Raw genomic sequence first — 19,909 nt, 5'->3', positions numbered from 1 at the left:
CAAGCTACGCTCAGCATGAACGGAGATTCTCGGTGACTCCACAACAAACCCAACATCAGCCTGCGTGAGCGCGCCGGCCACCACGGAAGCCCCATGAGCGAAGCCATCGATACCCAGCCCGTCGTCGACGAAAACAAGTTGATCGCCGAACGCCGCGAGAAACTTGCCGCGCTGCGCGCCCAGGGCATCGCCTTTCCCAACGACTTCCGCATCGATAGCTTCGCCGGCGACCTGCAGGCCGAATACGCCGACAAGGACGCGTTTCCCGCCGAGGCTATCGAGGCCTTGCAGCGCCGGGTGAAGATGGCCGGGCGCATCGTGCTCAAGCGCGTGCAGGGCAAGGTCAGCTTCGCGCAGCTGCAGGACATGAGCGGCCGCGTCCAGCTGTTCATCCATGCCGGCACGGTGGGCGAGGCCTACGAGGCGTTCAAGGGCTGGGACATGGGCGACATCGTGGGCGCCGAAGGCGTGCTGATGCGCACCAAGACCGGCGAACTGTCGATCAAGGTCGATGTGCTGCGCCTGCTCACCAAGAGCCTGCGCCCGCTGCCCGACAAGCACCACGGCATGGCCGACGTGGAGCAGCGCTATCGCCAGCGCTACGTCGACCTGATCGTCACCGAGGAAGCGCGCCGGACCTTCCAGCAGCGCTCGCGCATCATCGGCTTCATGCGCCAGTGGCTGGAGGCCGCGCCGCGCCGCTTCATGGAGGTGGAGACGCCGATGATGCACGTCATCCCCGGCGGCGCCACGGCCAAGCCCTTCATCACCCACCACAACGCGCTGGACATGGACCTCTACCTGCGCGTGGCGCCGGAGCTGTACCTGAAGCGCTTGGTGGTCGGCGGCTTCGACCGCGTCTACGAGATCAACCGCAATTTCCGCAACGAGGGCGTGTCCACCCGGCACAACCCCGAATTCACCATGCTGGAGTTGTACCAGGCCTACGCCAGCTACACCGAGATCATGGATCTCACCGAGACGGTGATCCGCGAAACGGCCAAGGCGGTGATCGGCAGCACGCAACTGGAATGGGATGGCGCGCAGATCGACGTCGGCCCGGCCTTCCGCCGCTGGACGATGGAAGACGCAGTGCTGGAGCACAATCCGGAGATCAAGCGCGAGGAGTTGCGCGACCGTGCCGCCATGGCCGCCCACGCCAGGCGCCTCGGCATCCACGTCAAGGACGGCTACGGCTGGGGCAAGCTGCTGCTGGAGATCTTCGAGAAGACGGTGGAACACACCCTGATCCAGCCCACCTTCATCACCCAGCATCCGGTGGAAGTCTCGCCGCTGGCGCGCGAAAACGACACCGACAAGGGCATCACCGACCGCTTCGAGCTGTTCGTGGGCGGCAAGGAGATCGCCAACGGCTTCTCCGAACTGAACGACCCGGAAGACCAGGCCGCGCGCTTCATGGCCCAGGTGGAAGCCAAGGATGCCGGCGACGACGAGGCGATGCACTTCGACGCCGACTACATCCGCGCACTGGAGGTGGGCCTGCCGCCCACCGGCGGCCTCGGCATCGGCATCGACCGCCTGGTGATGCTGCTCACCGGTTCGTCCTCGATCCGCGACGTGCTGCTGTTTCCGTACATGCGGCCGGAAGCCTGAGCGCCGAACGAAGCACGATGGTGAAGGCCCGCCGAGCGCGGGCCTTCGCTGTTTCGGGGACACGCCGTTCGCCGGGCCTGGCTTTCACGGTGGCCGCAGCTCACGGCGAGCCCGTCCGCCCGGGCCAGCGCCAGTCCGCGTGTTCGGGATGGTCATACCCTTCGCTGCTGGCAAAGCGCTGGCAGGCGAGGATGGTGTCCTTCATCCGCTCGCGCACGTGTGCGCCGACCACCTGCAAGGCAGGCACGTGGTCGATGGCGTCGATCACCAGGTCGAAGCGGTCGATCTGGTTGCGGATGGCCAGGTCCATCGGCGTATTGATGTTGCCCTGTTCCTTGTAGCCGCGGACGTGCACATTGCGGCTGTTGCAGCGTCGGTACAGCAGCTTGTGGATCAGCCACGGGTAGCCGTGGAAATTGAAGATTACTGGCTTGTCGCGGGTGAACAGGCTGTCGAACGCGGCATCGGACAGCCCGTGCACGTGATCGCTTTCCGGCTGCAGCCGGAACAGGTCCACTACGTTGACGAAGCGCACCTTCAACGCGGGGAAGTGCTCGCGCAGCAGAACGGTGGCGGCCAACGCCTCCTTCGTCGGCACGTCGCCGGCGCAGGCCATCACCAGGTCCGGCTCGGCGCCGTCGTCGCTGCTGGCCCAGTCCCAGATGCCGATGCCCTTGGCGCAGTGGTCGGCGGCTTCGTCGATGCCAAGGTACTGCAGGTGGCTCTGTTTGTCGGCGACGATCACGTTGATCTTGTCGGTGCTGTCCAGGCAGTGGTCGACCACCGACAGCAGGCAGTTCGCGTCCGGCGGCAGGTAGATGCGGGTGACCTGCGGGCTCTTGTTGGTGACCACGTCGAGGAAGCCGGGATCCTGGTGCGAAAAGCCGTTGTGGTCCTGCCGCCACACGGTGGAGGTAACCAGGATGTTGAGCGAGGACACGCTGGCCCGCCACGGCACTTCCAGTGCCTTCTCCAGCCACTTGGCGTGCTGGTTGAACATCGAGTCGATAACGTGGATGAAGGCCTCGTAGGAGGCGAGCAGGCCGTGCCGGCCGGACAGCAGGTAGCCCTCCAGCCAGCCCTCCAGCGTGTGTTCGGAGAGGATCTCCATCACCCGGCCGCCGCGTTGCAGGTGGGTGCCGTCGGCATCCTCCGGCAGCGTCGCGGCCATCCACGCCTTGCCGCTGGCCTGGTAGATGTCGTCCAGCCGGTTCGAGGCGGTTTCGTCGGGGCAGAAGAAGCGGAAGCGGTCGGGGTTGGCGCGCATCACGTCGCGTAGCAGGCGGCCTGTCGGCCGGGTGTTTTCCTCGGTGGCGGTGCCCGGTTCGGCGACCGCCACCGCGTACTCCCGGATGTCCGGCCGCAGCAGCGCCCGTCGCAGCAGGCCACCATTGGTCACCGGGTTGGCGCTCATGCGGCGCTGCCCGGATGGCGCCAGCGCGGCCAGCTCAGACACCAAGTGGCCGTCCGCGGTGAACAGCGTCTCGGGCCGGTAGCTGCGCAGCCACTGTTCGAGCTGGCGCAGGTGGGCGGCGTCCTTGTGCGGGTCGAGCGGAATCTGGTGGGCGCGCCAGCTGCCCTCCACGCGATGGCCGTCCACTTCTTTCGGGCCGGTCCAGCCCTTCGGGGTGCGCAGCACGATCATCGGCCACACCGGCTGGCCGTCGAAGCCGCCGTGGCGGGCGCGATGCTGGATGTCGGCGATACGGTCCAGCGCGGTTTCCAGCGCGGCGGCCAGCTCCCGGTGCACACGCTGCGGGTCGTCACCTTCGACGAAGAATGGCTCGTAGCCGTAGCCGTGCATCAGGCTGGCGAGCTGCTCGTGGGGGATGCGCGCCAGCACCGTGGGGTTGGCAATCTTGTAGCCGTTGAGGTGCAGCACCGGGAGCACCGCACCGTCGCGCGCCGGATCGAGGAACTTGTTCGAATGCCAGGCGGTGGCCAGCGGGCCGGTCTCCGCCTCGCCATCGCCGACCATGCACAGCACCAGCAGGTCGGGGTGGTCGAAGGCTGCGCCGTAGGCGTGCGCCAGGCTGTAACCGAGCTCGCCACCCTCGTGAAGCGAGCCCGGCGTCTCCGGCGTGCAGTGACTGCCCACGCCGCCGGGGAAGGAGAACTCCTTGAAGAAGCGGCGCAGCCCGTCCAGGCCCGGTCCCTTGTCCGCATACAGCTCGCCGTAGCGTCCTTCCAGCCACGCGTGGGCCAGCACCGAGGGCGCGCCATGGCCGGGGCCGGAGACGAAGATCGCGTCGAGGTCGCGCGCACGGATCAGCCGGTTCAGGTGCGTCCACACCAGGGTCTGCCCGGCATCCGAGCCCCAGTGCCCGAGCAGCCGGTGCTTGATGTGTTCCAGCCGCAGCGGCTCGTGCAGCAGCGGGTTGTCGCGCAGGTACAGCATGCCAGCGCACAGGTAGAGCGAGGCCCGCCAGTAGCGGTCGAGGCCAGCCAGTTCGTCGTCGGAGAGCCTGTCAGGGGATGGTGTGGACATAGGGGCAGCCTGCTGGCCGTGGATGATTGTCAGAGGGTGATCGCATCGCCGTTGCCGGGCATGTGCACTTCGGTGGCGGAAAGGTGCGTGGCGAAGGCCTGCATCACCTTCTTGTCGCCGTGCACCAGGATGGTCTTGTCCGGCCGGATCGCCGCGTGCCAGGCGAGCAGCTCGTCGCGGTCGGCATGTGCGGAGAAGCCGTTGATGGTGTGCAGGTGGGCCCGCACCGGAATCTCGTCGCCGAACAGGCGCACCGACCTGGCGCCGTCGATCAGGATGCGCGCCAGCGTGCCGGCTGCGGCATAGCCGACGAACACCACGCTGGAATCCTCGCGCCACAGGTTGTGGCGCAGGTGATGGCGCACGCGGCCGCCGGTGCACATGCCCGAGCCGGCCATCAGGATCGCGCCGCCGCGGATCTGGTTGAGCGCCATCGAGTCGGCGGTGTCGCGGGTGAAGCGCAGGCCGGGCAGGGCGAACGGGTCGCCGCCATGGGCAAACAGGGTGCGCTCCTTCGGGTCGTAGCACTCGGGATGGCGGCGGAAGATCTCGGTGGCGGAGATCGCCATCGGCGAATCGAGGAACACCGGCAGCGTGCGCGGCAGCCGGCCGCTCTCTACGCCGGCGCGCAGGTAGTAGAGGATTTCCTGCGCGCGCTCCAGCGCGAAGGTGGGGATCACCACATTGCCGCCGCGGGCGAAGGTGTCGGTGATCGCGGCATAGAGCTCTTCCACCGACGGCCCCAGCGGCTTGTGCAGGCGGTCGCCGTAGGTGGTTTCCATCACCACCGCGTCGGCCTGCGGCGGCGGTTGCGGATCGCGCAGGATTGGCCGGCCGCGGTTGCCGAGGTCGCCGGAGAAAACCACCGAGCGCCCGCCGTCGCCCTTCTCGACGATGCGGATGCTGGCCGAGCCGAGGATGTGCCCGGCGTCGTGGAAGGTGGCGCTCAGGCCGGGCGCCAGCTCGAGCGGTTGGCCGTAGCGGGCGACGCGACCGAAACGGTCCATCGCGTTGAGCGCGTCCAGCGTGGTGTACAGCGGACGGCCATCGCCCTTGCCGCGACGCGAGGCCTGGCGCTGGCGGCGTTCGGCGTCGGCTTCCTGCAGGCCGGCCGCGTCCAGCATCACCAGTCGCGCCAGTTCGCGCGAGGCGGTGGTGGTGATGATCTCGCCGCTGAATCCGCGGTCGACCAGCAGCGGGATGCGGCCGCAGTGGTCCAGGTGTGCGTGGGTGAGCAGCAGGATGTCGATGGCGGCCGGGTCGAAGCCGAAGTCGTCGGCGTTCTGCTCGTCCAGCTCGCGGCTGCCCTGGTACATGCCGCAGTCGATGAGGATGCGCTTGCCGGCGGCCTCCAGCAGATGGCAGGAGCCGGTGACCTCGCGATCGGCGCCGTGGAAGGAGATTTTCATGGGCGTGCCTCGGTGGCGGTGACGGGGAGCAGGGGGCTGCCGTTGCGGACATGCCAGTCGAGGATCCCCTGCCAGGTTTCTTCGGCGGTCTCGGCGTACCAGAACAGTTCGCGGTCTTCCTCGTCGATGCTGCCGGCCTCGAGCAGGTAGTCGACGTCGAACACCCGGCGCCAGTAGTCCTCGCCGACCAGCACGATCGGGATCGGTGCGCTCTTGCGGGTCTGGATCAGGGTCAGTGCGCCGAACACCTCGTCCAGCGTGCCGTAGCCGCCAGGCAGCGCGACGATGGCGGCGGCGCGCTTCATGAAGTGCAGCTTGCGCATGGCGAAGTAATGGAACTGCATGCACAGGCCGGGGGTGACGTAGGGATTCGGGTACTGCTCGCGCGGCAGCGCGATGTTCAGCCCCACCGTCGGCGCGCCGGCTTCGCTGGCGCCGCGGTTGGCCGATTCCATCGCGCCCGGCCCGCCGCCGGTGAGCACCGCCAGGCCCGGGACGTTGGCATGCCCGACCAGCCGGCCGAGCTCGCGCCCCACCTCGTAGTAGCGCGACAGCGCCTCGCGGCGCCCGGCCAGTTGCGCTGCGCGGGCCAGCGTTGCATCGCCGGGTTGCCTGCCGGCCGCTGCCTGCGCGGTGGCCAGCTCGCGCCGGGCCGTTTCCGGCTCGCGCAGACGGGTGCTGCCGTAGACCAGCACCGTGCGCTCGATGCCGTGCGCGGCCAGCACCAGCTCGGCCTTGAGATAGTCCGCCTGCAGGCGCACGCCGCGCGCCGCGTCCTGGTGCAGGAAGGCCGTGTCGCTGTCCGCCTCCCGGTAGGACGGGTGCTGCATGATCGCGCGCAGGCGCTCATCCACCCGCGGTTCCTCGGTACGCGCCTTGGGGTGCTCCCAGGGCAGTGGCGTGCGCCGCTTGCGTGGTGGGGGTGGCGGATCGTGGCGGTGATGGTTCAAACGGGGGCTCCTTGGGTCGCGGCCGGTCCGCGACCGGTTGGTCAGGTGTGGGCGGTGGAGAGCTCAAGGATCTCGTCGGTGATGTCTTCCTGGCGTACGCGCTGGAACTCGCGCGTGAGCGCGGCCTCGGTGCGCTGCAGGTTGCCGTGGGCAGCGATCATCGCCTGCATGCGTGCCTGGTTTTCCGCCGCGTAGGACAGCATCAGCGCCTCGCACAGGTCGGCATGCACGTATTCGACCGCGAGCCGCTCGAGCAGGTCGGCGGGTGGCAGGTTCATCAGCGGCGCCTGGCCATCGGCGAGCCGTGCGGGGAAGCGGCCGAAGTCGAACGGCAGCAACCAGCGTCGCTCGATGCCCTGTTCCTCGCCTTCGCCCGGGCTGCCATGGACCAGCAGCACCCGGCCCGATCCGCGCGAGGCCAGCGCCGCATCGATGGCGTCGGCGATGCGGTCGGCCAGTGCGGACACCTCGTCGGTATGGGCGACCATCGGCACGCTCCAGTCTGGCCTGCGCCCGCGGTTGCCGGCGGCCATCAGGCCGCGGTCGCCGACGACGAACAGGTGGCCATCGCCCTCGCCTGCCAGCGGCAGGGCGACATCGAGCACGCGCTCGTTGAAGCTGCCGGCGAAGCCCTGCTCGGCGCATAGCGCCACGACCAGCACGCCGTCCGGCCGCGCCGCTGGCGGCGCGATGGCCTGGCCGGCGGGCAACGTGCCGAGCACCTGGCCGATCGCCTGGCCGATGGTGTCGGCATACAGCCGGATCGCCTGCAGCTCGCGCCGGGCCTGTTGCGACCGGCTGGCGGCGATCGCCCGCATCGCGGCGATCACACTACCGAGCTGGCGGGTGGATGCCAGTCGTGCCGTGAGTTCGGCCAGGCGTCCGCTCATGCCGGCGGTTCCATGGCTGCGGTGGCTCCGGCGACCAGCCCGCGCACGAGGTCCACCAGGGCGCCGCGGGTAGTGGCATCCAGCGTGTCGCCTGGCCGGATCGGTGCACCCTGGGCCAGCCGGGCCGGCAGTTGCTGGCGCAACGCGGCGATCGCCGCCGCTGGCTGGCCATCCAGCACGCCGTCGTCCAGTGCGGCGAGCAGGGCAAGTTGTTCCACTGGCGACTGCGCGGCGAAGCGCGGCTGGGCGAGCAGGGCACGGATCGCCTGGCCACGGGCGATCTGCGCCTTGACCCGGCTGTCGCTGAGGTTGCCAAAGCGGGTGAACAGCTCCAGTTCGAGGAACTGCGAATACTGCAGTCGCAGCTTGCCGGCCACCTCGCGCAGCGCCGATGGCTGTGCCTTGCCGCCGACCCGGCTCACCGACAGGCCGACATCCACCGCGGGCCGCTGGTCGGCGGCGAACAGCGCGGTGTCGAACACGATCTGGCCGTCGGTAATCGAGATCAGGTTGGTCGGGATGTAGGCGGCCAGGTTGCCTGCCTCGGTCTGCGCAATCGGCAGCGCGGTGAGCGAACCGCCGCCTTTGGCCACCGATAGTTTGGCCGCCCGCTCCAGCATCCGTGCATGCAGGTAGAACACGTCGCCGGGATAGGCCTCGCGACCGGCCGGCTGGTGGGTGAGCAGGGCCAGCTCCCGGTGGGTGGCGGCGTGCTTGGTGAGGTCATCGATCACGATCAGCGCGTGCTGGCCGCGGTCGCGGAAGTACTCGGCGATGCTGAAGCCGGCGAACGGCGCCACCCACTGCAGCCCGGCCGAGGCCGACGCCGAGGCCACCACGAAGATGGTGCGCTCGGGCGCGCCGTGCGCGCGTACCGCCTCGATCACCTGCTGCACGGCATGCGCGCGCTGGCCGACCGAGACGTATACGCAGACCATGTCCGAGTGCTTCTGGTTGATCATCGCGTCCACCGCCAGCGAGGTCTTGCCGGTGGCGCGATCGCCGATCAGCAGCTCGCGCTGGCCGCGGCCGATCGGGAACATCGCGTCGATCACCAGCACGCCGGTGGCGACCGGCTCGCTCACCAGGTCGCGTTCGATGATCGCCGGCGCCGGGCGTTCGATCGGCAGATGGTCTTCGGCGGCCACCGGCTCGTCGCGGTCCAGCGGGCGTCCGAGCGGGTCGAGCACGCGGCCGAGCAGGCCCGGACCCACCGGCACGCGCAGCACCTCGCCGGTGCCGAGCACTTCGGAGCCGGCCTCGACGCGGCCGTCGTCGTCGAGCAGGACCGCCGCCAGGGTGTCCTCGTCCAGCGATAGTACGAAACCCATGCGGTCGTGCTGGAAGCGCAGCAGCTCGTGCAACCGCGCCTGGGCCAGGCCGGAGACGATGGCGATGCCGTCGGCGATCCGCTCGACGTGGCCCAGATCGACCGAGCGCACGCCGAGCCGGCTGCGGGCGACGACGGACCGGCTGCGGCGCAGCCAGTTGTCGGTGAGGACTTCAGGCGTGTCCGTCGGCATGGGTCAGCTCGTGCTGGAGATGGTCGAGATCGGCACGCAGGTGGTTGCTGACCACCAAGCTGGAGCTGCGCAGCTCCAGCCCGGCGATCAGGTTCGGGTCGACCGTCAGCTGCAGCGGGGAGGTGCGGCCGATGGCCTGCCGGATCGCCTGCAAGCAACGCTCGCGTTCATCTGCCTCGAGCATGCGGGGCGTGACCAGTGCGAGCGGTGTGGCGTCGTCGGCCAGTTGCTGGCGTTGCGGCTCCGGCAGCGCCCGCAGCGAGGCGACGAGATCGTCGAGAAAGCCCGCAACACGCGCCGAGGCGGGCAGGCGTCCGAGCAGCCGTGCCGCGATGTCGACCGCCAGTGCCGCGGCGCGCTGTTCGCCGGCGCGCTGCTGCGCGACGAGCTGCTTGTCCCGTTCGGCCTGCGCCTGCTGGCGCAGGGCCTCGGCCTCGGCCTGTGCGGCGGCCAGCAGGTGGGTGCGCGCGGCTTCAGCATCGGCCCGCGCGGCCTTCATCGCCGTCTCGCGCCCGGCGGCGAGCTCGGCCTGCTGCGCGGCGGCTGCTTCCCCGGCCTGGCGTGCGCGTTCGCGCTCGGCCTCGGCGTCGGCCAGCAGTTTCGCCGCCGCGTCGCGCCGTTGCGCGATCACGCGCACCACCGGGCGATACAGCACGCGCGACAGCAGCCAGATCAGGACGAGCGCATTGATCGCCTGCAGCGCCAGCGTCCAGAAGTCGATGGTCATCGGGGGTCGCCGCTTACTTGAGGAACGGGTTGGCGAACAGCAGCAGGATGCCGATCACCAGGCAGTAGATCGCCATGGTCTCGATCATCGCCAGGCCCACGAACAGCGTGCGCGAGATGGTGCCGGCCGATTCGGGCTGGCGCGCGATCGCATCCATCGCCGCCGCCACCGCGCGGCCTTCGGCGAGCGCCGGGCCGATCGCGCCGAAGCTCACCGACAGCGCGGCGGCGAAGATGCTGACAACGGGAATGAGGTCGGTCATGGCGGGTCTCTCCGATCGGAAGATGCAGGCGCGTCCGGCGCGCGGGAGGGCGGGGCGGGGTGCACGGCAGCGCCGATGAACACCATCGCCAGCACGCTGAAGATGTAGGCCTGGATGGCGCCGGTGAGCAGGTCCAGCGCCATGAACGGGATCGGCACGATCAGCCCGGCCAGCGACAGCGCGATGCCGACCACGAACACGCCGCTCATCACGTTGCCGAACAGGCGCACCATCAGCGAGAAGGTGCGGGTGACCTGCTCGACCAGGTTCAGCGGCACCATCAGCCAGCCCGGCTCGGCGAAGCTCGCCAGGTAGCCGCGCACGCCGCGGGCGCGCAGGCCGAACACGATGGTGGCGAAGAACACGATGCCGGCCAGCGCGGCGTCGGTTTCCAGGTGCGTGGTGGGTGGTTCGATCCCGGGCACCAGGCCCGACCAGTTCGCGGCCAGCACGAACAGGAAGATGCTGCCGATCAGCGCGCGGTAGGGCGCGGGATCCACCTGCATGGTGTCGTGGATCTGCGCGTCGATGGTGTCGACCAGCAACTCAAGCATTGCCTGCGTGCGTGAAGGCCGTGGCGACAGGTGTCGCGTGGCCAGCCATGCGCCGAGGACCAGCACCGTCATGATCCCCCAGCTCACCGCCACGGCCGAGCTCACCGGGATCGGGCCGAGGTGAAACAGCACGTCGGTGCGTAGTGGCGAGCCGATCATGCGTGCGGCTCCCGGGTCGGCGGCGGCACACCCGCCGCGGCGTCCGCCGCGCCACGCTCGCGCAGCAGCGCCTGTCGTGCCACCAGGAAACCCACGAAGCCGGCCAGCAGTGCCACCAGGCCGAATCGCAGCAGCGCGACCAGTAGCAGCGCGCTGATCGCCACGCGAAGCAGTTGCGAAGCCAGCGCCAGGGCGGTGCGTCCGGACGCCAGCAGGCGGACGGAGTAACGCAGCCCGGTGAAGTGGAACAGCCCGACCAGGCCGCCGTCGAGCAGGCCGACGGCGGCGGCGAACGGGAGCTCGGTGAGTGGAGGGGTCATGGCAGGTTCCTCATTGACGGTGCATCCAGCGCCAGGCGAACCACATGCCCAGCCCGGCGCCGACCGTGAGCAGGGCAGCGGCGAACGTCACGCCGGTGCGCAGCCAGCGGTCCAGCCAGTGCCCGGCCAGCAGGCCGAGCAGGATCGGGGTGACGATGGTCCAGCCCAGCACGCCGATCTGCGCAAGGCGGAGGCTGGCGGGAGTGACGGGGTTGTCGCGGTTGGCCTCGTCGCGCTGCTGCGCGCGACGGGCGGCCGTGACCGCCGGGTCGCGGTGTTCGTCGTGGTGCTTCCCGGGCGGCGGCGTGGTCATGGTTCGACATTCCGCGGCCCCGGACGCAGGTAGCGCAGCAGGGTGCGCACGGCGCGGGCGTGCAACTGCATCTGTTCGACCCGCGCACGGCGGTCGGCATCGGCCTGGTTGGCGCGTGCGGCGCGCACGGTGGTTTCGAGGGTGCCGAGCCGGTCGCCACGCACGGCACCGCGGCAGGCCACGTGGAGCTCCGTTCCTTCGCTCATCCGCAACACGCCGCCGCGCAGCGCGCAGTAGCCGTGCTCGCCGCCGGCACGCTTCCAGCGCAGCACGGTGGGCACCAGCACCGTAATCAGGTCGGCGTGGCCCGGCAGGATGCCGAAGCTGCCGCTGGCGTCCTCGCCGCGCACCGCGGTCACGTCGTCCAGGTCGAGCACGACCTGTTGCGGCGTGGCGAGTACGAGGTGCAGGCGTCCGTTCATGTTGCGGCCTTGGCTGCAGCCACGTCCTTGGCCTGCGCTTCGGCCAGCGTGCCGATCATGTACAGCGAGCTCTCCCGCCAGCCGTCGCAGTCGCCGCGCAGGATGGCCTCGCAGCCATTCAGCGTGTCGACCAGCGCCACGCTGCGGCCGGGCATACCGGTGAATGCCTCGGTCACCACGAACGGCTGGGTCAGGAAGCGTTGCAAGCGGCGCGCCCGTTCGACCAGGCGGCGGTCGTCGGCGCCGAGTTCGTCCACGCCGAGCAGGGCGATCACGTCCTGCAGCTGGCGGTAGTGTTCGATCACCCGGCGCACCTCGGTGGCGATGCGCACGTGGCGTTCGCCGAGCAGGTTGGCGTCGAGCATGATCGAGGAGGAGGCGATCGGGTCGATCGCCGGGTACATGCCCTGTGCGGCCATCTCGCGCGAGAGCACCACCATCGAGTCCACGTGCGAGGCCAGTGCGGTGACCGCCGGGTCGGTGAAGTCGTCGGCCGGCACGTAGACCGCCTCGATCGCGGTCACCGCCACGCCGTCCACCGAGACGATGCGTTCCTGCAAGGCGGCGACTTCGTCGGCCAGGGTGGGCTGGTAGCCCACGCGCGAGGGCTGCCGGCCGAGCAGGCCGGACACCTCCGAGCCGGCCTGCACGAAGCGGAAGATGTTGTCCATCAGCAGCAGCACGTTCTGCCGCCGCTCGTCGCGGAAGTGCTCGGCCATGGTCAGCGCCGTGAACGGCACCCGCCAGCGCGCGCCGGGCGGCTCGTTCATCTGGCCGTAGACCAGCACGGTGTGGTCGAGCACGCCGGAGTGGCGCATGTCCAGCAACATCTCGTGCCCCTCGCGCGAGCGCTCGCCGACGCCGGCGAACACCGAGATGCCCTGGTAGCGCTCGACCATGGCGTGGATCAGCTCCATCACCAGCACGGTCTTGCCGACGCCGGCGCCGCCGAACATCGCCGCCTTGCCACCCTGCACCAGCGGGGTGAGCAGGTCGATCACCTTCAGGCCGGTGGCGAACAGCGTGCTGGTGCCGCTCTGCGTGGCCAGCGGCGGCGGGGTGCGGTGGATCGGTCGGCGCGGCACGTCGGCGGGCAGGGCGGGGCCGTCGTCGCCGGGCTGGCCGGTCACGTCGAGCAGGCGGCCGAGCACCGCCGGGCCGACTGGCACCTGCAGCGGCTGCCCCCGGGCCTGCACGCGCAGGCCGCGGGCGATGCCCTCGGTGGATTGGAGGGCGATCGCACGCACGTCCGTCGTGGAAAGTTGCGAGGTGACCTCCACCAGCAGTGGCGTGCCGTCGTCGCGCAGCACGTGCAGGGCCTCGCCGACCGCCGGCAGCGGCGTCTGCGCGAAGCGCACGTTGAGCACCGCGCCGCGTACCGCTGTCACCTGTCCTTCGTGCATACCGGCCATGGAAGAAGCTCTCGTGCTTCAGGAGGGTGCGCAGCCACCTGCATGCCATGGCTGATGATCGCGCGGCGGGCGATGACGCGGATTGACTGGCGTCAACCTGAAACAGAGCAGCCCTCCCGCAACAGGTCGACGGTGGCGCTGGCGGCGACCCACTCCTCGTTGGTCGGCTCGACCGCCACCCGCACGCGGCTGTCCGGCGCGGAGATGACGGCCGCGTGGGCGGCGTTGGCGCCGCCGTCCAGCGCGATGCCCAGCCAGCCCAGCGCCGCGCAGACCCTCTCGCGGATCACCGCGTTGTGTTCGCCGATGCCGGCGGTGAACACCAGCAGGTCCAGCCCGCCCAGCACTGCGGCGAGCGCACCGATCTCGCGCACGATGCGTCGCACGTAGAGGGCCAGTGCCTCAGCCACCGGCGCCTCGTCCTCGCGCGGCAGCAGCTCGCGTGGATCCGGCGACACGCCGGAGACGCCCAGCAATCCGGACGCGTGATAGAGCATGTGGCCGACCTGCTCGATGCCGAGCCCGCGGATCTGCATCAGGTACAGCAGGGCACCGGGATCGAGCGCGCCGCAGCGCGTGCCCATCATCAGGCCGTCCAGCGCGGAAAAGCCCATCGTGGTGGCGACGCTGCGCAGGTCGCGCATCGCGCACAGGCTGGCGCCGTTGCCCAGGTGGGCGCAGATCGTGCGGCCGCGCGCAGCCTCGCCGTAGCGCTCGGCTAACGCCGTCGCCATGTAGGCGTAGGACAGGCCGTGGAAGCCATAGCGGCGAAGGCCTTCGTCCCACAGGGCACGCGGCAGCGGCAGCATCTGCTCGACCTTGGGCACCGTGTGGTGGAAGGCGGTGTCGAAGCAGGCCACCTGCGGCAACTCCGGGTGCAGGCCGAGCAGGGCCTCGATCGCCTCCAGCGCGAACGGCTGGTGCAGCGGCGCCAGCGGGATGTAGCTGCGCAGGTCGGCGAGCACCGCGGCGTCCACCCGCACCGGCGCGAAATACTTGCTGCCGCCGTGCACCACGCGATGCGCCACTGCGGCAAGCCGGTGGTCGCCGAGGCGCGCCTGCAGGCGTTCGCGGATATGCATCAGCGCGCCGCTGTACGGGTCGGTCGCGTCCAGCGTGAGCGTGGCGTCGGGTTCGCCGGCCGCTTCGTAACGCGGTGCCGTCCCGGTGATGCCTTCCACCTTGCCGCTCCACATCGGTCGGCGCGGCAGCGGTGACACGGTCGCATCGAACAGTGCGAACTTGATGCTGGACGAGCCGCAGTTGAGCACCAGCAACCGGTCGCCGCCGGTCTGGTTCATCGGGAAGCCACTCACAGTGGATGCGCCCGGTAGTGCTGTGCCAGCAGCAGCGCCACCGCGCAGGAGGCCATGCGCGACTCGCGCGAATCGGCGCGGCTGGTGAGCACGATCGGCACCTTCGCGCCGATCACGATGCCGGCACTGGCCGCGCCGCCGAGATATTCCAGCTGCTTGGCCAGCAGGTTGCCGCTCTCCAGGTCGGGCACCACCAGCACGTCGGCCTGGCCGGCCACCGGCGAGACGATGCCCTTGATCCGCGCGGCGGCCGCCGACACCGCGTTGTCGAACGCCAGCGGGCCGTCGAGCACGCCGCCGGTGATCTGCCCGCGGTCGGCCATCTTGCACAGCGCCGCCGCGTCCAGCGTGGCCGGCATGTGCGTGTTCACGGTTTCCACCGCGGCGAGGATCGCTACGCGCGGCTGCCCCACCCCGATCACCTTGGCCAGGTCGATGGCGTTGCGGATGATGTCGGCCTTCTCCTCCAGCGTCGGCGCGATGTTGATTGCCGCGTCAGTGATGATGAACGGCCGCGGATAGGCTGGCGTCTGCATCACGAAGCAGTGGCTGATCCGGCGCTTGGTGCGCAGCCCGCTGCCGGCGGTGACGACTGCGCCCATCAGCTCGTCGGTGTGCAGGCTGCCTTTCATCAGTGCGTCGACCGCTCCGGTGGCGGCCAGTTCCACCGCACGGGCGGCGGCGGCGTGGCTGTGCGGCACGTCCTCGATGGCGATGCCGGTCAGGTCGAAGCCGGCCGCGGCCGCCACTGCCTCGATCCGTTCGCGTGGGGCTACCAGCACCGGTTCGATCAGCCCCGCGCGACGGGCGTCGAGGGCGCCGCCGAGGCTGGACTCATCGCAGGGATGTACCACTGCCACGCGGATCGCGCCGAACGGGCGCACGTAGTCGAGCAGGCGCTGCACGCCGTTCGTACCGCCGGTGAGGCGTACTTCCGGCAGGGTGGCACGCGGCCGCACGATGCGCTCGGTGGGCGCCAGCACCTCGGCTTCGCCCTCGATCGCACACTGGCCGGCCTGGTCGGTGCAGCGGCAGTCGAGCACCAGGCGCTTATGTGTCTCGTCCTTCGAGCGCACGGTAACCCGGATGCTCAGCGTGTCGCCGATGCGCACCGGGGCGAGGAACTTCAGTGTCTGCGACAGGTAGATCGTGCCAGGGCCGGGCAGGCGGGTGCCGAGCACGGCCGAGATCAGCGCCGCGCCCCACATGCCGTGGGCGATCACGCCGTGGAAGCGGGTGGAGGCGGCGAAGTCCGGGTCCAGGTGCTGCGGGTTCAGGTCGCCGGACATCACGGCGAACAACTGGATGTCCGCGGCGGTGAGCGTGCGGACGATCGCCGCGCTGTCGCCCACCGCGATCTCGTCGAAGGTGCGGTTGCGGATGTAGTGGATATCGTCTACGTCGCCGGGCGCGCCGGCGGGGACGGCAGGGGTATCTGGCATGCACGCGCTCCTTGGGTTTGTGGAGGGGAATCAGCCCATGTGCTGGCCGCCGTTCATCGCCAGGTTCGCCCCGGTCATGAACGCGGCCGCGTCGCTGCAGACGAAGGCCACCAGCGCGGCGACCTCGTCGGTGCGGCCCAGCCGCCCCATCGGAATCTGCGACAGCACCTTGGTCCGGAGCACTTCCTCGGGCACCGCCATCACCATGCGCGTCTGCAGGTAGCCCGGCGACACCGTGTTGACGGTGACGCCCTTGGTCGCCAGCTCCAGCGCCAGCGACTTGGTGAAGCCGTGCATGCCGGCCTTGGACGCCGCGTAGTTGGTCTGGCCGAACGCGCCCTTGGAGCCGTTGACCGAGGCGATGTTGACGATGCGTCCCCAGCCGCCGTCGAGCATGCCTTCGACGAAGACCTTGGTCACGTTGAACAGCGAATCGAGGTTGGTGCACATCACCGTGTCCCAGTCCACCTTCTGCATCTTGCGGAAGCTGGCGTCGCGGGTGATGCCGGCATTGTTGACCAGGATGTCCACCGCGTGGCCGTCGGCGCGGATGCGCTCGGCGCAGGCCGCGCAGGAAGCGGCATCGGTCACGTCCATGGCGTAGGTCAGGTAATTGCGGCCCTGGGCGGCGTGCTCGGCCAGCCAGGCATGGACGTTGCCGTGGCCGGGCGAGTGCGTGACGATCACCCGGCTGCCGGCATCGTGCAAGGCCTGGGCGATCGCCTCGCCCAGGCAGCCCATGCCGCCGGTGACGACGGCGGTGTGGTCAGTGGGCATCGTTCTTGCCCTTGCCGGCATTCTTCGCACCGCTGTTGGCCTGGGCCGGCGTGAACATCGCCATCATCGCGCCGAAATCGGGCATCGCGTCCTTCATCGGTACGCCCATCGGCAGCGACTTGCCGGCATCGCTGAAGGCCTGGGTGAGCGATTTCTGCCAGTCCCCCAGTGCATGCTGGATGCCGGCGACGAAGCGGGTCTGTTCGGCGATCGCGGTCTCGGTGCAGGCCTGCGCGTCGCCGACGCGCTTCTGCATGCGTCGCCAGGCGGTGCTGCCGGGCAGGTTGGAGAGGTCCTTCCAGTCGCTGGCGCGGGACAGCTCCTCCAGTTCCTTGCGGGTTTCCTCCACGTCGTCGCCCAGCGTCTTGTCGCCGATGTCGGCCCATTGCTGGCGGGCTTCCTGCAGCAGCAGTCCCATGTTCAGCCACAACTGGATGTTGGCCTTGTACAGCGCCATCGGAAGGTTGGTATCGATGCTCATGATCGTCTCCTTAGCTTCGCTTGCGGTGTTGGGCGTGAGGCCGGTATCCATCGGGTGGTCATGGCGGGCGATACCGGCCGTCGTCCGCTAGGTTGGTCGCGTTCCGTGACAATCCGTGCGGGCGCGTGCGTGGTGGTAGGGGCAGGGCGGCGTGTTTGTTCCCCCGCGTCCAGCGGGTGTGGCCGTTTGCCCCGGTCCAGCTCAGGTCTCCTTCACGTAGTGGCCGGGCGCTGCGGCAACCGGGCGGTAGCCGGCCTGGGCGTTGCCCATCGGTGGCGGCTCGCCCGGTTCACCCGAACGTTCGCCCAGCCACTGCAGCCAGGCCGGCCACCAGGAGCCATCGCGGGTCGGTGCCTGCTGTAGCCAGTCGTCGGGGCCGATATACGCCGTGCCCTCCCGGCGGTGCAGCAGCTGGTAGCTGCGGTGCGGGTGTCCCGGTTCACTGACGATGCCGGCGTTGTGCCCGCCACTGGTCAGCACGAAGGTGAGGTCGGTCACGGTGAGGTAGTGCAGCTTGTAGACCGAGCGCCAGGGCGCGACGTGGTCGGTCTGCGTGCCGACCACGAACACCGGCAGGGTGATGTCGCTCAGTGCGACCGGCCGGCCGTCCACCGGAAAGCGGCCCTCGGCCAGGTCGTTGTGCAGGAACAGCCGGCGCAGGTACTCCGAATGCATGCGGGCGGGCATGCGGGTGGCGTCGGCGTTCCAGGCCATCAGGTCGTTCATCGGCGGGCGCGTGCCCATCAGGTACTCGCCGACCATGCGCGACCACCACAGGTCGTAGGAGCGCAGCATCTGGAATGCGCCGACCATCTGCTGGGCGGTGAGGTAACCGGCCTGGGACATCTGCGCTTCGAGCAGGGAGACTTCGCTTTCGTCGATGAACAGGCCCAGCTCGCCCGGCTCGGTGAAATCGGTCTGCGCGGCGAACAGGGTCAGCGAGGCGAGCCGGCGATCGCCGTCGCGGGCCATCGCCGCCGCGGCGATGGCGAGCAGGGTGCCACCGAGGCAGTAGCCGACGGCGTGCACGCCGTGCTCCGGAACGATCGCCCGCACCGCGTCCAGTGCGGCCCGCACGCCCAGGTCGAGGTAATCCTGCATGCCGAGATCGCGGTCGTCGGCACCGGGGTTCTTCCACGACAGGCAGAACACCGTGTGTCCCTGGTCCACCAGGTGCCGGATCAACGAGTTGTGCGGCGAAAGATCGAGGATGTAGTACTTCATGATCCACGCCGGCACGATCAGTACCGGCTCGGGCCGCACGGTGTCGGTGGTTGGCGCGTACTGGATCAGCTCCGCCAGCCGGTTGCGCATGATCACCTTGCCCGGGGTCACCGCCAGGTTGCGGCCGACGGCGTAGTCCTCGGTGCCGGCCGGTGGCGCGCCGATCGCCAGTCGACCCAGGTCGTCCAGTGCGTTGAGCCAGCCATGCCAGAGATTGGTGCCAGCCTGCTCGACGGTCTGCTTCAGTACCACCGGGTTGGTCGCCAGCTGGTTGCCGGGCGACCACATGTCCAGCCATTGCCGCGCCACGAAGCCAGCGACCTCGGCATGGTGCTTCTCGACGCCTTCGACGCCGTGGGTGGCCTCTTCCCACCAGCGCTCGGCCATCAGGAATGCCTGCTGCAGCACGTTGAACGGCCAGCGGCCCCATTCGGGCTCGCGGAAGCGGTGGTCGCCGGGACGCGGCGTGACGCAGTTGCCGTTGGTGTTGGCGGTGGCGTCGGGCAGGGCACAGCGAGTGGCGTAATCCGCCAGTGCCTGCCATTGCCGCAGCCCCAGATGCATCAGCGCCAGCCGCTTGCCGGGCGCGGCGGCCAAGTGCATCGCCCAGTCGCTCCAGGCCAGTTCCAGCGAGGCGGGAGAGATCGAGGCGATCCAGCGCGCCAGCGCGGCGCGGAACAGCCGGTCGGTTCGCTCGGCGGCATCGGGTCGCGGCGTGCTGGGTGCGATGTCCTTCATTGGAAGATCCCGGGGGCGGGGTTGGATCGCTATCGGCATGCCGGCTTCGCAGGCCGGCATGGGAGTCAGGATGCGCCGCAACATCGCGGCATACTTTGACGGTCGTCAATCAGTAACCTGAATGGTTTCGCGCTGCAGCATCTGGCCTGCGGCGGCAGCGGCTGCAGTAAAATGCTGCTTTGCCCCAGTCAGGAAATACCTATGTGGTTTGCCGTCCATGCCAAGGATCATCCCGATTCCCTCGCCAAGCGCATGGCCGCGCGCGCTGAACACTTGGCTCGCCTGCGTGGGCTGCAGACCGAAGGACGTTTGCTGCTGGCTGGCCCGTTTCCGGCGATCGCCTCGGACGATCCGGGCCCGGCTGGCTTCACCGGCAGCCTGATCATCGCCGAGTTCGCCAGTCAGGCCGATGCCGAGGCCTGGGCTGCGGCCGACCCCTACGTGGCGGCCGGTGTTTACGCCCACGTTGAGGTCAAGCCGTTTCGCAAGACCCTGCCGTGACGACGGTAATGCTCGAGCAGATCCGCGCGCGGCTGACCGCGAAGCTGGCGCCGACGGAGCTGGAGGTGCTGGACGAGGGCCACCGGCATGCCGGCCATGCCAACGAGGGAAAGGGGCATTTCCATGTTCGCATCGTCAGCGCCGCGTTCGCCGGGGTGCTGCCGATCAAACGTCACCGTATGGTATACGCCGCGCTGGACGGGCTGATGGACAACGGGGTTCATGCCCTGTCGATCGATGCAAGTGTGCCAAGCTCGTAAGATCAGTATCTTGCAGCAACTTTTTGACAAAGTTCGTGCTGACGCAACGGATTGCGGCAGCGCCTGCCGTTTGGCACAGTGCCCCGCTGCCCCCGCGCCTGCGTGGGCGCTCCAAGGAATATCGACC

Annotated in this window: 20 protein-coding genes; 3 read left to right on the top strand and 17 right to left on the bottom strand. The window is 69.4% G+C overall.

Translation table 11 applies throughout. The features are described from left to right. Positions 1-93 precede the first annotated feature (93 nt). Complete coding sequence (gene lysS / locus AC3WQA_RS02810) at positions 94-1,614, top strand: lysine--tRNA ligase (RefSeq protein WP_492673583.1); 1,521 nt, start codon at positions 94-96, stop codon at positions 1,612-1,614. A gap of 100 nt (positions 1,615-1,714) precedes the next feature. On the opposite strand, the gene AC3WQA_RS02805 is transcribed toward lysS, so the two are convergent. From AC3WQA_RS02805 to AC3WQA_RS02725, 17 genes are all read right to left on the bottom strand, one after another. Continuing rightward, positions 1,715-4,102, bottom strand: a complete 2,388-nt coding sequence (locus tag AC3WQA_RS02805) for a phosphoketolase family protein (RefSeq protein ID WP_492673582.1) — start codon at positions 4,100-4,102, stop codon at positions 1,715-1,717. A gap of 29 nt (positions 4,103-4,131) precedes the next feature. Continuing rightward, positions 4,132-5,511 carry an MBL fold metallo-hydrolase RNA specificity domain-containing protein gene (locus AC3WQA_RS02800; RefSeq protein ID WP_492673581.1) on the bottom strand — a complete coding sequence of 460 codons (1,380 nt, stop codon included), beginning with the start codon at positions 5,509-5,511 and terminating at the stop codon, positions 4,132-4,134. After that, positions 5,508-6,461 (bottom strand): LOG family protein, encoded by a 954-nt coding sequence (locus tag AC3WQA_RS02795; RefSeq protein ID WP_492673580.1) that lies wholly within the window; start codon positions 6,459-6,461, stop codon positions 5,508-5,510. Before AC3WQA_RS02795 ends, AC3WQA_RS02800 begins: the two co-directional genes overlap by 4 nt. A gap of 41 nt (positions 6,462-6,502) precedes the next feature. Next, entirely contained in the window at positions 6,503-7,351 is an 849-nt protein-coding gene (locus tag AC3WQA_RS02790) for a F0F1 ATP synthase subunit gamma (protein WP_492673579.1), read from the bottom strand. Beyond that, positions 7,348-8,874, bottom strand: a complete 1,527-nt coding sequence (locus AC3WQA_RS02785) for a F0F1 ATP synthase subunit alpha (RefSeq protein WP_492673578.1) — start codon at positions 8,872-8,874, stop codon at positions 7,348-7,350. Before AC3WQA_RS02785 ends, AC3WQA_RS02790 begins: the two co-directional genes overlap by 4 nt. Next, the gene (locus tag AC3WQA_RS02780) at positions 8,855-9,601 is read right to left on the bottom strand and encodes a F0F1 ATP synthase subunit B family protein (protein ID WP_492673577.1); all 747 of its coding nucleotides are present in this window, start codon (positions 9,599-9,601) and stop codon (positions 8,855-8,857) included. Before AC3WQA_RS02780 ends, AC3WQA_RS02785 begins: the two co-directional genes overlap by 20 nt. A gap of 13 nt (positions 9,602-9,614) precedes the next feature. Beyond that, positions 9,615-9,863, bottom strand: coding sequence for a F0F1 ATP synthase subunit C (locus tag AC3WQA_RS02775; RefSeq protein WP_492673576.1), 249 nt, complete (start codon positions 9,861-9,863; stop codon positions 9,615-9,617). After that, the gene (locus AC3WQA_RS02770) at positions 9,860-10,576 is read right to left on the bottom strand and encodes a F0F1 ATP synthase subunit A (protein WP_492673575.1); all 717 of its coding nucleotides are present in this window, start codon (positions 10,574-10,576) and stop codon (positions 9,860-9,862) included. Before AC3WQA_RS02770 ends, AC3WQA_RS02775 begins: the two co-directional genes overlap by 4 nt. Continuing rightward, a complete protein-coding gene (locus AC3WQA_RS02765) occupies positions 10,573-10,896 on the bottom strand; it encodes an N-ATPase subunit AtpR (RefSeq protein WP_492673574.1) in 324 nt (107 codons plus the stop codon). The genes AC3WQA_RS02770 and AC3WQA_RS02765 overlap by 4 nt, the downstream gene beginning before the upstream one ends. Positions 10,897-10,906: 10 nt before the next feature. Continuing rightward, entirely contained in the window at positions 10,907-11,209 is a 303-nt protein-coding gene (locus AC3WQA_RS02760; protein ID WP_492673573.1) for an AtpZ/AtpI family protein, read from the bottom strand. Then, on the bottom strand, positions 11,206-11,631 hold the full coding sequence (locus AC3WQA_RS02755; RefSeq protein WP_492673572.1) for a F0F1 ATP synthase subunit epsilon: 426 nt from the start codon (positions 11,629-11,631) through the stop codon (positions 11,206-11,208). Before AC3WQA_RS02755 ends, AC3WQA_RS02760 begins: the two co-directional genes overlap by 4 nt. Next, positions 11,628-13,034: a F0F1 ATP synthase subunit beta gene (gene atpD, locus AC3WQA_RS02750; RefSeq protein ID WP_492676307.1), complete on the bottom strand. Its 1,407-nt coding sequence runs from the start codon at positions 13,032-13,034 to the stop codon at positions 11,628-11,630. Before atpD ends, AC3WQA_RS02755 begins: the two co-directional genes overlap by 4 nt. A gap of 101 nt (positions 13,035-13,135) precedes the next feature. Then, positions 13,136-14,344, bottom strand: coding sequence for an acetate/propionate family kinase (locus AC3WQA_RS02745; RefSeq protein ID WP_492673571.1), 1,209 nt, complete (start codon positions 14,342-14,344; stop codon positions 13,136-13,138). A gap of 11 nt (positions 14,345-14,355) precedes the next feature. Beyond that, on the bottom strand, positions 14,356-15,801 hold the full coding sequence (locus AC3WQA_RS02740) for a bifunctional enoyl-CoA hydratase/phosphate acetyltransferase (RefSeq protein WP_492673570.1): 1,446 nt from the start codon (positions 15,799-15,801) through the stop codon (positions 14,356-14,358). Between the two features lie 30 nt (positions 15,802-15,831). Further along, complete coding sequence (phbB, locus tag AC3WQA_RS02735) at positions 15,832-16,578, bottom strand: acetoacetyl-CoA reductase (RefSeq protein WP_492673569.1); 747 nt, start codon at positions 16,576-16,578, stop codon at positions 15,832-15,834. Then, complete coding sequence (locus tag AC3WQA_RS02730; RefSeq protein WP_492673568.1) at positions 16,568-17,059, bottom strand: hypothetical protein; 492 nt, start codon at positions 17,057-17,059, stop codon at positions 16,568-16,570. The genes phbB and AC3WQA_RS02730 overlap by 11 nt, the downstream gene beginning before the upstream one ends. A 201-nt stretch (positions 17,060-17,260) precedes the next feature. After that, a complete protein-coding gene (locus tag AC3WQA_RS02725) occupies positions 17,261-19,021 on the bottom strand; it encodes a PHA/PHB synthase family protein (RefSeq protein WP_492673567.1) in 1,761 nt (586 codons plus the stop codon). A gap of 201 nt (positions 19,022-19,222) precedes the next feature. On the opposite strand from AC3WQA_RS02725, the gene AC3WQA_RS02720 reads away from it, so the two are divergent. Beyond that, on the top strand, positions 19,223-19,522 hold the full coding sequence (locus tag AC3WQA_RS02720; protein WP_492673566.1) for a YciI family protein: 300 nt from the start codon (positions 19,223-19,225) through the stop codon (positions 19,520-19,522). 8 nt (positions 19,523-19,530) lie between these two features. Beyond that, positions 19,531-19,782, top strand: a complete 252-nt coding sequence (locus AC3WQA_RS02715) for a BolA family protein (protein ID WP_492673565.1) — start codon at positions 19,531-19,533, stop codon at positions 19,780-19,782. The last annotated feature ends 127 nt before the right edge of the window (positions 19,783-19,909 follow it).

The organism is Rhodanobacter sp. FW106-PBR-R2A-2-24 (genome assembly GCF_058789615.1).
The sequence above is the reverse complement of the archived record's forward strand: the minus strand, read 5'-3'. Positions and strand labels throughout refer to the sequence as shown.

Excerpts from the sequence above, each read along its gene's own strand:
- AC3WQA_RS02740 (WP_492673570.1), bottom strand. The coding sequence starts at position 15,801 with ATGCCAGATACCCCTGCCGTCCCCGCCGGCGCGCCCGGCGACGTAGAC.
- AC3WQA_RS02760 (WP_492673573.1), bottom strand. The coding sequence starts at position 11,209 with ATGACCACGCCGCCGCCCGGGAAGCACCACGACGAACACCGCGACCCG.
- AC3WQA_RS02775 (WP_492673576.1), bottom strand. The coding sequence starts at position 9,863 with ATGACCGACCTCATTCCCGTTGTCAGCATCTTCGCCGCCGCGCTGTCG.
- AC3WQA_RS02785 (WP_492673578.1), bottom strand. The coding sequence starts at position 8,874 with ATGCCGACGGACACGCCTGAAGTCCTCACCGACAACTGGCTGCGCCGC.
- AC3WQA_RS02780 (WP_492673577.1), bottom strand. The coding sequence starts at position 9,601 with ATGACCATCGACTTCTGGACGCTGGCGCTGCAGGCGATCAATGCGCTC.
- AC3WQA_RS02765 (WP_492673574.1), bottom strand. The coding sequence starts at position 10,896 with ATGACCCCTCCACTCACCGAGCTCCCGTTCGCCGCCGCCGTCGGCCTG.
- AC3WQA_RS02755 (WP_492673572.1), bottom strand. The coding sequence starts at position 11,631 with ATGAACGGACGCCTGCACCTCGTACTCGCCACGCCGCAACAGGTCGTG.
- AC3WQA_RS02800 (WP_492673581.1), bottom strand. The coding sequence starts at position 5,511 with ATGAAAATCTCCTTCCACGGCGCCGATCGCGAGGTCACCGGCTCCTGC.
- AC3WQA_RS02745 (WP_492673571.1), bottom strand. The coding sequence starts at position 14,344 with ATGAACCAGACCGGCGGCGACCGGTTGCTGGTGCTCAACTGCGGCTCG.
- atpD (WP_492676307.1), bottom strand. The coding sequence starts at position 13,034 with ATGCACGAAGGACAGGTGACAGCGGTACGCGGCGCGGTGCTCAACGTG.
- phbB (WP_492673569.1), bottom strand. The coding sequence starts at position 16,578 with ATGCCCACTGACCACACCGCCGTCGTCACCGGCGGCATGGGCTGCCTG.
- AC3WQA_RS02805 (WP_492673582.1), bottom strand. The coding sequence starts at position 4,102 with ATGTCCACACCATCCCCTGACAGGCTCTCCGACGACGAACTGGCTGGC.
- AC3WQA_RS02770 (WP_492673575.1), bottom strand. The coding sequence starts at position 10,576 with ATGATCGGCTCGCCACTACGCACCGACGTGCTGTTTCACCTCGGCCCG.
- AC3WQA_RS02730 (WP_492673568.1), bottom strand. The coding sequence starts at position 17,059 with ATGAGCATCGATACCAACCTTCCGATGGCGCTGTACAAGGCCAACATC.
- AC3WQA_RS02725 (WP_492673567.1), bottom strand. The coding sequence starts at position 19,021 with ATGAAGGACATCGCACCCAGCACGCCGCGACCCGATGCCGCCGAGCGA.
- AC3WQA_RS02790 (WP_492673579.1), bottom strand. The coding sequence starts at position 7,351 with ATGAGCGGACGCCTGGCCGAACTCACGGCACGACTGGCATCCACCCGC.
- lysS (WP_492673583.1), top strand. The coding sequence starts at position 94 with ATGAGCGAAGCCATCGATACCCAGCCCGTCGTCGACGAAAACAAGTTG.
- AC3WQA_RS02715 (WP_492673565.1), top strand. The coding sequence starts at position 19,531 with ATGCTCGAGCAGATCCGCGCGCGGCTGACCGCGAAGCTGGCGCCGACG.
- AC3WQA_RS02720 (WP_492673566.1), top strand. The coding sequence starts at position 19,223 with ATGTGGTTTGCCGTCCATGCCAAGGATCATCCCGATTCCCTCGCCAAG.